Raw genomic sequence first — 12,069 nt, 5'->3', positions numbered from 1 at the left:
CTCTTCTTTTGGTCTTGAAGTTAAAAGTGCATTAATATTTGTTAAGTAAGTAGTTTTTTGGCTTTGATACAATTAGATAATTATATCAAAATGGTTAAATGATTAAGTATTCTTATGAAAAAACAGCAATTTTTTATCGTTATTTTTCTTTTTAGATGGGTTTAACACCTGATCGAATGGTTCCAGTTGAATTTTATAAAAAACTTGCTTTACCAATAGAAGAGATCACAATATAAAAAAACCTCGATCTCAGCATTTAGTACTTTGGGATAATAGTAAAATATCTACTTATCTAGAATATCCCATGAGAAATTCCACCATCAATTGGAATAAAAGTACCTGTAATAGCACTTGCAGCATCACTAGCTAAAAAAGCTACAACATTACCAAATTCTATTGGGTCATTATATCTCTTCATTGGTAAATTTTTTGTGATTTCTAATTCGATATCTTCAACATTTCGCTTTTGTGTTTTAGACATTTCATTTAATAATTCTAATGCGCGAGCAGTTTTGAAAGAACCAGGTCCAACAGTATTAACTGTAACTCCATAACTAGCGTATTGATGAGAAAGAGTTTTAGAAAGAGAAGCTAGTCCAGCCCTATATATGTTTGATAAGGTAAGCATTTTTGAAGGCTCTTTTGCAGTAAGAGAAGAATTTATAATAATTCTTCCCCACTTACGAGAAGACATATCAGGAATTAATTGTTTAGTTAAATAAATGACGGGCAATAACAGATCATTGTGTGCTTTACAGAAATCTTCAATAGTTAAATCCTCTATCGTTCCAGCTTTAGGACCAGCCACATTTGTAAATAAAATATCAATATTCCCCAGTTGCTTTTTTCCTTGCATAATAAGTTTATTTAAATCCTCGATGCTAGTTACGTCGGATGGGATTGCTAGAACTTCTCCTTTACTACCAATATCACAAATTTCTTTTTTAGCTTTTTCTAATTTTTCACTTCTACTTGTAATAATTACATTATGTCCATCAAAGTATAATCTTTTAGCAACTGCTAAGCCAAGTCCATCAGAACTAGCTAACACTAATGCGGTACGTCTTTCAATTTTATTCATTAAATCTCCTCCAACATATCTTCATATAATTGATCATCTTTACTTACATCATATTTTAAAGTTCTACCTATAAAATTCTTAGCTTCTGAAGGTTGGGTACCTGTTCCAGGGCGCTTATATGTTAAATCACTCCATTGGATTTTTGTACCTTTAGTCATATCACTACAAGCTACCAAGGACCTACGAGTTAATATAAAATTTGCATCATCCGTATGCCGGCGCTTTATCGGCACACCCATTGCTTTTTTAATATTACGTATATCAGTTACAAATTGATTTAGTTCATGAGGATTAATAGAAACTTCATAGTCAGGTCTTTTTATTGTAGCGTCTAAACTGAAGTGCTTTTCTATAACGTGAGCACCTAACGTCACTGCTGCTAAGGAGATAGCTGTTCCTGCAGTGTGATCACAGAAGCCTACTGGATAATTAAATTTTTTTAGTGTCTCCATTACTCTAAGATCAACTTCATTAGGTGGAGTCGGATATTTAGTATTAGTTTGATATACAACGACATTTTTTCCACCTGATTTTTCAATCACTTCTAAAGCAGCTTCTATTTCAGATAACAATGCACTTCCAGTAGAAAGAAATATAGGTAAACCAGTTTTTGCACATTCAGCCAAAAAGGGATGGCATGTAATATCCCCGCTAACTATTTTAAGAAAGTCAGCACCTGACTTGACAATAAACTCAAGAGACTTAAAATCTACTACACAAGCCGTCGTAGATAATCCCAATCTATGTGCAGTATCAAACAATTCGATAATCTGTTCGTCTGATAATCTCCATTTATCCCAATCTAATTTGGTCTTAGAAGATTTTCTACAATCAATGTCATTATAGGCTATATGCTGAAAAGTAACTGCATCAGCCATACTTGAGTTGGCAACATCGACCATTTTTTTCGCCTCAATAAATGAACCTGCATGATTAATTCCGGCCTCGGCAATTACAAAAACTGATGAATCATCACCAATTAGCTTCCTATTAATATTAAATTTCTGCATCAGCAATCTGTCCTTTCTCAAGGTAACTACAAAATTGCAGCAGTTGTATAGAATGTAATTTCTTAATTGTATTTGTAAGGAATTGTTAGCAAGATTTTTTATTTAGAAATGTTTAAACAGAAGTGAAGTGTAAATAATCACATGCTAAAGCAGCTGCAGTGTTTATTTAGGAGAAGATATACCTACCTCTCTTAAACATCATCTGGACCATTTGGATCATATTTTAAATCTTTCGCTTTTTTATTTTTCAACAACTTTAATAACGTATGAACCAAGAAACGAATTTAGAACGTGAAATAATTATTTTTTAAAATTATTATTGGGAAAATGGGAAATATTTGTTTTGATTTCCATCAGAGAAATATCAAGTAGTAGTTTTCCATTAATGTATTAGAGTGTGCAATCGCATCACCGTAGCATTCTTTAAGTGAGCTTTTAATTATTCGAGATCTAAAATCATTTGTACCAAATAGCAGTCACTTTCATATACTGGGCAGGATACTATTTACCTGCTTTATCCCGCTATTTGCGGTCAGTAAGGTCTGCCGTGTTGTACGAAGGAGCCTATAGGAACGAATTTGATTTTCGATTTCATAAGGATATAAAAGATAAATCCATTTTTTCTTTGTCGTATCGTACGTATAGAAAATGCCACAAATTCTATATACATTCGGCCCAAAAATTTCAGGCTTTATTCTCTTTACATCAACATTTTTATACGCAATCTTGATAACTAAAAATAAATAAGAAATCTTTATCATGTGAAGGAGAAGAGCTCCTCCTTTAAACGGAGTGAAGGTAGGGGCAGTTCAATGTAAATATATATTGTCATTCTGTTTAAAATATCTAACTAGCCTAAGTGGTTATTATGGAGGTGCTCTATGAAATTAGCATTAGGTACTGTTCAGCTGGGTCTTCATTATGGAATAGGAAATATAATGGGTAAACCTGATAGGGAAGAGGCTTTAAATATCATCAAATATGCTATAAATAATGGTATAGATGTGTTAGATACAGCGTCTTCTTATGGAAATAGTGAAGTTATTATAGGTGAATATGTCTCAAGCAAAACAACAGAAAAAAATTTTCAGGTTGTAACTAAAATACCTATGATTGATTCTGAAAATATTGGTATTGAGCATTTAGATAGCTTAATTGATAAATATATTAAACAATCTATGATGAATTTGAAAACAAATATTATAGACTGTTGCCTGTTACATGATTCTAAAAATATGGTTTCACATAATGGATATATCATTCAAAAATTAAATACATTGAAATTAGGGGGAGTAATCAAAAAGATTGGTGTATCCGTTTATACACCTGATGAAGTTAAGCGGTTTTTGGAATTTGATTGTTTTGATATGATTCAAGTTCCTTTAAATATATTTGATCAACGTCTAATTTGTTCAGGCCTACTACAAAAGCTGAAAACAAAAGGAATAGAAATACATGCTAGAAGCCCATATCTTCAAGGGTTGCTATTAATGGATACGGAAAAAATTCCCGATTATTTACAAATCGCTAAAAAACCAATAAAAGAATTTGAGTTTTTAGCTCAGGAATTCAATTTAAGTAGAGCGCAATTGGCTTTATTATTTGTTCGAGAATTGAAAGAAGTTGATAAGATTATTATTGGATGTGAAACAGTAGATCAATTAAAAGAAAATATTCAAATCTGTAATTCACCTTTATTAGAAGAGAAAGTTCTTAATACTGCAAAGAAATTATTTAAGGATATACCTGAGATAATTATTAATCCGAACTTATGGAGGGTGAATAATGAATCAACATGAATTATTTAGTTTAAAAGGCCAGAATGCAATTGTTACTGGTGGATCTGGTTATCTTGGTTCTGCAATTTCTGAAGGGCTGGCTAAGTATGGTGCAAACGTTATGATAGTTAGTAGAAGCAAAGAAAAATGTATGAATTTAGCTGATCAGTTAAATCAAAAATATAATGTGAAATGTCAGGGATATGCTCTAGATGTTTCAGATAGTAAATCAATAAACCATACATTTGAGGAGATTTATAATTCAGATAATAAGATAGACATTCTTATTAATAATGCTTACTTTGGAGCAGGAAAGACTATTGAAGAAATGACAGAATCGGAGTGGGAAACAGGAATTGATGGTTCTATAAATAATGTGTTTCGGGTTACTAAAAAGGCATTACAATATATGCTACCGAAGAATAAAGGAAATATTATTAATATCTCTTCAATGTATGGTGTTGTTTCCCCAGACCCTTCTATTTATGGCGATTCAGGCTTTAATAATCCTTCGAATTATGGAGCAGGAAAAGCTGCTATCATACAGTTTACTCGGTATCTTGCGTGTCACTATGGTTTAAAAGGAATTAGAGCTAATTCTATCTCTCCAGGTCCATTTCCTAATACAGAAGTTCAGAAAAATAAAGAATTTATTCGAAATTTAAAGAAAAAAACAGCGCTAGGTCGTATTGGAAATCCCCAGGAATTACAAGGGTTGATTGTTTTTCTTGCATCTAATGCTTCAAGCTATGTAACGGGGCAAAATATTTGCATTGATGGTGGCTGGACATCGTGGTAAAACATCGCTAGAAAGTCAAGGATGTAACAAGAAACCTTTCCACTGAAAAAATCTTCTCATTTTATATAAGATGAGAAGATTTTTTAGTTATAGTGAGAATTTGACAATCTAGAAGTGAAAAGAGCCTTCGTTAATAATGTTATATTATATTGATAAATTTATCGTTACAAATACTTTGTTATTCTGTAAAATTCCCTAATTTTAAGGAAGTATTTGATATAGATAGAAGTCATTTCTCTTTATTGAGACTGACTTTTATTTTTGAGTTAGTGCAACTCATTGAAAACCTTTGTTAATATGATTTAGGTATTTTAAGAAGGTTATTTCCAAAATAGTACCATAATTTTAATGGAAAATGAAAAAATACAATTTGTATCATTTTTATTTTTTGAAGCAATATCTCTTATTGGTACTATCCTCTTATATCATTCTTCTTGGTATTCTTTAGCTAAGTGAGAGGGGTATGATGAAATAGGAGGACCAATCTTAAAGAAGGATAAACTAGTTTTTGAAATCGATATACAGTTCTTTAATAAATATAGTTTTTGCAATATGTCTTTATCTATTGGATGAAGCATGTAATCTGTCATTATGAAATAATTGTGATGATAGATAAATACTTTTCCTTCGGGTAGAATCGTGTAATGAGATAAATTCGGATAAATAGGTGGTCCATCTGAAAATTTATCTAAACTACTTTGTGAAACTTTAATAATTTCTTGATTTGAAAATTTTAATTTGCGAAATGCTATGGTGTTAATGAATGGACGTTTTTGATTATTTTCTATATAAAATAATTCTTCTTTTTCGTTTTGCACAACCCGTAGATTTGGGATTGATTCAGTAAGGGTTATGGGAGGACCTTCAGTATATTTGTAGATAAAGGGATCAGGGATTGAGACAATTTCATTTTGATTATATTTGAAGTAGGAAAGCATTTCTTTCGATATAAGCCTACGTTTATAATTATCAATTAAAAATACTTCACCTTGTGAATTGCTAAACAAAATACCATTTAAATCTTTGGAAGGGAGGTTAGCATATAAATTTTGGAAGGAAAATGGTGTTTTAAAAGTAATATCGAGCACTTTGTTAATGGGATAAAAAGGCTGGAATGTATTTAGGCGTTTCCAAAACATCGCATCTCCAACAAACCAATATAAAGGATTTGTATCCCAATATTCACAGTATTTTTCATAAACCTTTAATAATATTCTTCTAGTATGCATAACTGAACAGTGATCCACAACATTTGCAGCTGTATATAAAATTTTTGAAGCTTCTCTTACATATTCATGAATAGGTTGTAGATTATAATCAACATATTTTACGTATTGAGAAGAGTACACTATATCTATTTCAGGTTGTTTTTCTAAGAAAGATAACATTTCAGCTAATCTGTTTGGAACGTACATAGTATCGTCCGTTAAATAGCAAATATACTCCCCACGTGTTAATGGAAGTGCCTTATTGATGAGAGTTGCATATCTTGTGGTTTTATATCTCTCATTATCTTGTATAAAACTATTTTCATAATAAATTCGAGGGTCATCTAAATAATTTTTTATAATATTTATAGTTTCTGGACAAGAGTTATCATCCATAATAAAAAGTTCCCATTCTTTATAAGTTTGCATTAGAACACTTTCAATAACTTGATTAATTAATGATGGCTTATTATAGCTAGTAAGGATAATTGAAATTAGGGGTTGCAAAATCGTCACCTCTTCTGAGAATATTGAATGTTTTTTCTAGCGAAGTCTAATAGATAATAATAAACCTTTATTGATACATTCTTTTTTGTACTTGGATAGTTTATTACCTTTTCATAGAAATGGTATGGACTATAGTGGAGTAAAAAGAGATATATAGATAAATATAAACGCTGCTATAGACTTTAATATATATATAAATTTTTTTAAAAATTATCGGAACGGATTGTCCTTTCTGTTTATATAATAACGTAACTGTTTTTGTATTTGGTTATAAGGAGGAGAGGAATATTTGCCTAAAATTTCAGTTATAATGACAAGTTACAATAAGCCTACGTTTGTTGAAAAATCGATATTAAGTGTATTAAACCAAACTTTTCAAGATTTTGAGCTTTTTATCATGGATGATAATTCTAATGAAATGACCCAGAAGGTAATTCAACCATTTATAAATAAGGAAAATATACATTTTTATAAAAGTAATGTGGCCCATATTTCTGAACGGACAAAAAAAGTCAGATATGCGGCTCTAATTAATGAGGCTCTTAAGCATGCGAAGGGGGAGTATATTACTTATATTACTGATGATAATCAATATGAAAAAGAACGACTCAAAAAGATGTCTAGTTATCTTGATGTGAATAAAGATGTTCAAATTATTTATTCTGCATCAAAAACGATTCATCTAGATGAATCAGATTTGCCTATTAAAACTGTTGAAAGAGCTGCCAAAAAAATTACTAATAATGCTCCATGTACAATTGATCATTGTTCTATTATGCATAGAGCCTCTGTTTTACCGATTCTTGAAAAAAGGTGGAATTCTTACTGGGATGAAGATCCTCAATTTTATCGTATAGGAGATGCACGCTTTTTTTGGAGATTAAATCATTATTGGGATTTTCATCCTTTAGATGAAATTTTAGATATCAATTATATTACTTCACATTCAATACATGCGCAGTTATTTGCAGAAGAAAAAAATGAATTTGTACAATTATTACCACTACAAAGAACATGTAAAGAATTAAGAGAAGACTTAAGAAGAAAAAGAGGGTGAAATGTTGAGTGATATCTATTTGCAAATTACTGGGCGATAAATCCAGAATATATAAATGTTTTTTCTGAGCTAAACCATTATAATATCCGTTTGCCATTACTGAGTAATTTTTATCAATATTTAGACGATGATGTAAAAAATAATATGAAAGTAAATAATTTTTATAAACAACTGTCCATTGAGCTAATAGAAGAAACGCAGTTGTAGTTAGAGTTTGAAAAAAATATCTTTATTTCAACCAAAGATAACTCCTTAAACAACCTTATATTTTCAGTTTTCAATGAGCAACCTGTACCAAAAATTTAAAACAGCATCGTATGTTTTGCTATTCAAAAAGCTAATTTTTCTCCTACCTATTTGTTGGTGCAATAGCACTACATACAAATTGAGAAGGGAGTTTTCTTGACTAAAAATTATTTCAATCAGAGGAGGTATGCATTTATATGTTTTTTAAAGATAAAAACATTTTAATTATTGGTGGAACAGGAACAATTGGAAAGAGCATTCTTTCTAATATTCTAGAAGAAAAGCCAAAAGTTGTAAGGGTTTTTAGTAGAAGTGAATATAATCAATTTTTATTACAAGAAGAATTCAGGGAAAAAAATCGAAATATTCGCTATTTAATCGGGGATATTCGCAATTATGATCGATTATTTAGTGCGATGGAAAATATTGATTATGTGTTCCATGTGGCAGCGATGAAGCATGTTTCTTTTTGTGAATATAATCCGTTTGAAGCTGTTTTGACCAATATTTTTGGAACACAAAATGTAATAAAAGCGGCAATTGCTCAGAAAGTAAAAAAGGTAGTTTTTACAAGTTCTGATAAAGCGATTTCACCAACAAATAATTACGGTGCAACAAAATTGACTGCTGAAAGATTGATTACGTCAGCGGAATATTCAAAAGGTTCAAGTGAAACGATATTCGCAAGTGTTCGTTTTGGAAATGTTATGGGGTCAAGAGGTTCTGTTATTCCCTTATTTGAAAAACAAATTAAAGAAAACCAAAAAATAACTGTAACGGATCTTAGTATGAGTAGATTTATGATGACACTGACCCAAGCAACTATGTTAACAATTGAAGCAATGAAAATAGCAAAGGGTGGTGAAACTTTTATATTAAAAATGCCAGTTATTTCATTAAACGATTTAAGTGAAGTGATGATAGAAGAAGTTACAAAGTTATATGGATTGCCCAAGGAGAATATTAAAATTGAAGAAATTGGGTTAAAACCTGGTGAAAAAATGTATGAAGAACTTATGACACATGATGAATCTTTACAGGCTTTTGAATTACCAGATATGTTTATCATTCCTAGCCCATTAAAAAAGGGTGCTCAATATGAAAATGCAAAAAGGGCGAAGGCAGGGTTTTACCGTTCTGATAATCAAAATGCTATTTCAAAAGAAGAGCTTAGAAATTTAATATTAAACCAGAAACTATTAACAGGAGGGGAGAAACTATGAAAATATTAGTAACTGGTGGTGCAGGTTTTATTGGTAGGTGGGTTGTAAAGAGATTATTGCAGGATAAGCATGAAGTATGGATATTAGACAACTTAGCAAATTCAACTACTGCAAATATTACCGAGTTTGCACACGATCTAAATTTAAAACAATGCATTCAAGGAGATATTAAAGATAAAAAATTAGTTGCTCAATTATTTGAAAATAATTCATTTGATCTTTGTTATCATTTAGCAGCGAGTATTAATGTTCAAGATAGTATAGACGATGCTAGAACAACTTTTGAAAATGATACAGTAGGTACTTTTAATTTGTTAGAACAATGTCATAAGCATAATGTCAAAATGGTCTTTATGAGTACGTGTATGGTATACGATAAAGCTACTAATATACAAGGAATATCAGAATTAGACCCGATTAAACCAGCTTCTCCATATGCTGGATCAAAAATTGCTGCTGAAAACATGGTTTTATCTTACTATTATGCTTACAAGCTGCCAGTTGTGGTTATTCGTCCATTTAATACGTATGGCCCATTCCAGAAAACTGGTGGTGAAGGTGGGGTTGTTGCTATTTTTATAAATAATAAATTAGATAATGTACCACTAAATATTTATGGAGATGGGAAACAAACGAGAGATCTTTTATATGTTGAAGATTGTGCGGATTTTGTTGTGGCGGCAGGATACTCTTCAAAAGCAAATGGTCATATTATTAACGCAGGAACAGGACAAGATATATCCATTAATAAATTAGCAGAATTGATTTCAGGAAATAAAGTTAGTATTCAACATGTAACTCATATCCATCCACAAAGTGAAATTCAAAAATTATTATGTAACTATGAAAAAGCAAAAACAATATTGAGTTGGAAACCAAAAGTTTCTTTAGAAGATGGAGTTATTAAAACAGAAGAGTGGATTAAATCTTTAAAAAGTAACCCTAAGGAGAAAGAATAATGGTAAGGGAAATTCTCGGTATACATGGAGGAAAGCCTGTTAGAGAAACAAATTTGCCATATGGTCAACAACAAATTGATGAACATGACATTCAGGCGGTTGTAGATGTATTAAAAGGGGATTTTTTAACGACAGGGCCAACGATTCAACAGTTTGAGGAGGCTATAGCGAAATATGTGGGAGCAAAATACGCTGTTTCTTTTTCAAATGGTACAGCTGCTCTGCATGCTGCTTGCTATGCAGCTGGCATAACTGAGGGAGATGAGGTAATTACAACTCCAATGACATTTGTAGCAAGTGCAAATTGTATTTTATACCAGGGTGGAAAGCCAGTATTCGCAGATATTGACAATGAAACATATAACATTAGTCCTAAATCTATAGAGGAAAAGATTACAAACAAAACAAAAGCCATCATTCCCGTACATTTTACTGGGCAGCCTGTAGAGTTAGAGGCAATAAAGAAAATCGCAAAAGAAAATAATTTGATTATCATTGAAGATGCAGCCCACGCATTAGGAGCCACATATAAAAATAAAAAGATTGGTTCTATTGGTGATATGACAATGTTTAGTTTCCATCCGGTGAAACATATTACTACCGGAGAGGGCGGAGTAATTACTACAAATAATCCACTGTTTTATGAAAAACTTGTTCAATTCCGTACGCATGGAATTGAAAGGAATCCTCAAAAACTTCTTGAAAATCATGGGCCTTGGTATTATGAAATGCAATTCTTAGGTTACAACTACAGATTAACGGATATACAGGCTGCTCTGGGCTTATCACAGTTAAATAAATTAGACTCTTTTATTAAGATTAGAAAGAAATATGTAGACATCTATAATAAAGAATTTAGTTGTCTATCTGAAATCATCATACCAAAGCAATTGCCCCAAACCGATTCAAGTTGGCATCTTTACATTATTCGTTTAAATACTAAATTATTAAAGGGCAATCGAAAAGAAATTTACGAGGCATTACAAAGAGAAAATATCGGTGTGAATGTGCACTATATACCCGTACATTTACAACCGTTTTATCAAAAATTAGGTTATGAAAAAGGTATTTGTCCACAAGCAGAAAATGTATATGAGGAAATTATTACACTGCCTCTATTTCCGAAAATGACAGAAGCTGATGTATGGGATGTAATAAAAGCGGTGAGAAAAGTTCTTTCGTTTTATAGAGTTACTAAACATTAAATGAAAGGGGTGTTATTAAGATTGCAAAATCAAAAATTGTTAAGAGCTGTTACAAAAATCGATATTAAAAAAGGAGAGATTATTACAGCTAATAAAATAGCTATGGAACTAGATGTTGTTGAAAATGCACTGAACCAGCTTGAAGCAGAGGAATTATTACCTCAGATAGCTTTATATAATTTGTCTGCAGGTGCCCCATTATCAAAAGAGGTTATTGAACCTCCAAAAGTAGTAATAATTGTACTTTGCCGGTTAAAATCTACTAGGTTACCTTTAAAGGCATTATTACCAATACACGGAATTCCTTCCATTGAAAGATGTCTTATAAATACATTAGCTATTCCAGGAAAACATCAGGTCATACTTGCTACTTCAGATATAGCACAAGATGATCCTTTGGAAAAATTTGATTTAGACGGGAAGGTTAAAATTTTCAGAGGTGATCCAGAAAATACTGCTGATCGCATATTCCAAGCTGCCAAACAAGAAAATGCAAATATTGTAATGCGGATTACAGGAGATTGCCCAGTTGTGTCACCAGAAATCAATACTTTTTTACTAGATGAACATTTGAAAAGCGGTGCAGATTATACACAGGCAGAGTTAAGTACGTTACCTGTTGGAACAGCAGGCGATATTTTTACATTAGAGGCAATCGAAAGATTGCTACAAACCCAAAAAACTTTAACCTATGCAGAATACCTTCCGTTATATTTTGTGAATAATCCCCATTTATTCCAAGTCAATATAGTAAAACTCCCTCCTCCATTTCGTTACCCTACTTGGAGGCTAACATTAGATGAACAACCAGATTTAGATATGTTCAATGAACTTTATAAAAGTCTGAATGTAAAATCTAAACCTTTATTTTTTCATCAAATAAAAGATTACATCCTAGGAAATCCTGAACTTATTCAAATCAATAGTCATGTGAAATTAAAATATATAAATCAAAAATCGTTAGTAGATGAGTTAAATAGAGAAACAAAATTATAA

The 12,069-nt window shown here is 31.4% G+C and carries 10 protein-coding genes and 1 pseudogene; 8 read left to right on the top strand and 3 right to left on the bottom strand.

Annotation, left to right across the window (positions count from 1 at the left end; translation table 11 throughout):
• Positions 1-292 precede the first annotated feature (292 nt).
• Positions 293-1,081 carry an SDR family oxidoreductase gene (locus tag ACTFRH_RS21865; RefSeq protein ID WP_001033154.1) on the bottom strand — a complete coding sequence of 263 codons (789 nt, stop codon included), beginning with the start codon at positions 1,079-1,081 and terminating at the stop codon, positions 293-295.
• Positions 1,081-2,091, bottom strand: a complete 1,011-nt coding sequence (locus ACTFRH_RS21860; protein WP_001168998.1) for an N-acetylneuraminate synthase family protein — start codon at positions 2,089-2,091, stop codon at positions 1,081-1,083. The genes ACTFRH_RS21865 and ACTFRH_RS21860 overlap by 1 nt, the downstream gene beginning before the upstream one ends.
• Before the next feature lie 881 nt (positions 2,092-2,972).
• Here ACTFRH_RS21860 and ACTFRH_RS21855 point away from each other — a divergent pair.
• Positions 2,973-3,890 (top strand): aldo/keto reductase, encoded by a 918-nt coding sequence (locus ACTFRH_RS21855; protein WP_000761598.1) that lies wholly within the window; start codon positions 2,973-2,975, stop codon positions 3,888-3,890.
• Positions 3,877-4,668: an SDR family oxidoreductase gene (locus ACTFRH_RS21850; protein ID WP_001071531.1), complete on the top strand. Its 792-nt coding sequence runs from the start codon at positions 3,877-3,879 to the stop codon at positions 4,666-4,668. Before ACTFRH_RS21855 ends, ACTFRH_RS21850 begins: the two co-directional genes overlap by 14 nt.
• Before the next feature lie 425 nt (positions 4,669-5,093).
• Here the strand turns inward: ACTFRH_RS21850 and ACTFRH_RS21845 are convergent, their stop codons facing one another.
• Positions 5,094-6,383 carry a glycosyltransferase family 2 protein gene (locus ACTFRH_RS21845; protein WP_001182748.1) on the bottom strand — a complete coding sequence of 430 codons (1,290 nt, stop codon included), beginning with the start codon at positions 6,381-6,383 and terminating at the stop codon, positions 5,094-5,096.
• 289 nt (positions 6,384-6,672) lie between these two features.
• Here ACTFRH_RS21845 and ACTFRH_RS21840 point away from each other — a divergent pair, with 289 nt between their 5' ends.
• From ACTFRH_RS21840 to ACTFRH_RS21815, 6 genes and pseudogenes are all read left to right on the top strand, one after another.
• The gene (locus ACTFRH_RS21840; RefSeq protein WP_001124413.1) at positions 6,673-7,440 is read left to right on the top strand and encodes a glycosyltransferase family 2 protein; all 768 of its coding nucleotides are present in this window, start codon (positions 6,673-6,675) and stop codon (positions 7,438-7,440) included.
• Positions 7,441-7,444: 4 nt separating this feature from the next.
• Positions 7,445-7,644, top strand: a pseudogene (locus ACTFRH_RS21835) (CDP-glycerol glycerophosphotransferase family protein); the annotation flags it as partial.
• 239 nt (positions 7,645-7,883) lie between these two features.
• Complete coding sequence (locus tag ACTFRH_RS21830) at positions 7,884-8,909, top strand: SDR family NAD(P)-dependent oxidoreductase (protein WP_000465152.1); 1,026 nt, start codon at positions 7,884-7,886, stop codon at positions 8,907-8,909.
• Positions 8,906-9,868 (top strand): dTDP-glucose 4,6-dehydratase, encoded by a 963-nt coding sequence (locus tag ACTFRH_RS21825; protein ID WP_000699380.1) that lies wholly within the window; start codon positions 8,906-8,908, stop codon positions 9,866-9,868. Before ACTFRH_RS21830 ends, ACTFRH_RS21825 begins: the two co-directional genes overlap by 4 nt.
• Positions 9,868-11,073: a UDP-4-amino-4,6-dideoxy-N-acetyl-beta-L-altrosamine transaminase gene (gene pseC / locus ACTFRH_RS21820; protein ID WP_000251217.1), complete on the top strand. Its 1,206-nt coding sequence runs from the start codon at positions 9,868-9,870 to the stop codon at positions 11,071-11,073. Before ACTFRH_RS21825 ends, pseC begins: the two co-directional genes overlap by 1 nt.
• Complete coding sequence (locus ACTFRH_RS21815) at positions 11,074-12,069, top strand: cytidylyltransferase domain-containing protein (protein WP_003303624.1); 996 nt, start codon at positions 11,074-11,076, stop codon at positions 12,067-12,069.

This window comes from Bacillus cereus group sp. MYBK216-1, assembly GCF_051916495.1.
Taxonomy (GTDB): Bacteria; Bacillota; Bacilli; order Bacillales; family Bacillaceae_G; genus Bacillus_A; species Bacillus_A thuringiensis_K.
The sequence above is the reverse complement of the archived record's forward strand: the minus strand, read 5'-3'. Positions and strand labels throughout refer to the sequence as shown.

What these genes read in the sequence shown, in the direction of transcription:
- ACTFRH_RS21865 (WP_001033154.1), bottom strand. Translation starts at nt 1,081, where the DNA reads ATGAATAAAATTGAAAGACGTACCGCATTAGTGTTAGCTAGTTCTGAT.
- ACTFRH_RS21860 (WP_001168998.1), bottom strand. Translation starts at nt 2,091, where the DNA reads ATGCAGAAATTTAATATTAATAGGAAGCTAATTGGTGATGATTCATCA.
- ACTFRH_RS21855 (WP_000761598.1), top strand. Translation starts at nt 2,973, where the DNA reads ATGAAATTAGCATTAGGTACTGTTCAGCTGGGTCTTCATTATGGAATA.
- ACTFRH_RS21850 (WP_001071531.1), top strand. Translation starts at nt 3,877, where the DNA reads ATGAATCAACATGAATTATTTAGTTTAAAAGGCCAGAATGCAATTGTT.
- ACTFRH_RS21830 (WP_000465152.1), top strand. Translation starts at nt 7,884, where the DNA reads ATGTTTTTTAAAGATAAAAACATTTTAATTATTGGTGGAACAGGAACA.
- ACTFRH_RS21825 (WP_000699380.1), top strand. Translation starts at nt 8,906, where the DNA reads ATGAAAATATTAGTAACTGGTGGTGCAGGTTTTATTGGTAGGTGGGTT.
- pseC (WP_000251217.1), top strand. Translation starts at nt 9,868, where the DNA reads ATGGTAAGGGAAATTCTCGGTATACATGGAGGAAAGCCTGTTAGAGAA.
- ACTFRH_RS21815 (WP_003303624.1), top strand. Translation starts at nt 11,074, where the DNA reads ATGAAAGGGGTGTTATTAAGATTGCAAAATCAAAAATTGTTAAGAGCT.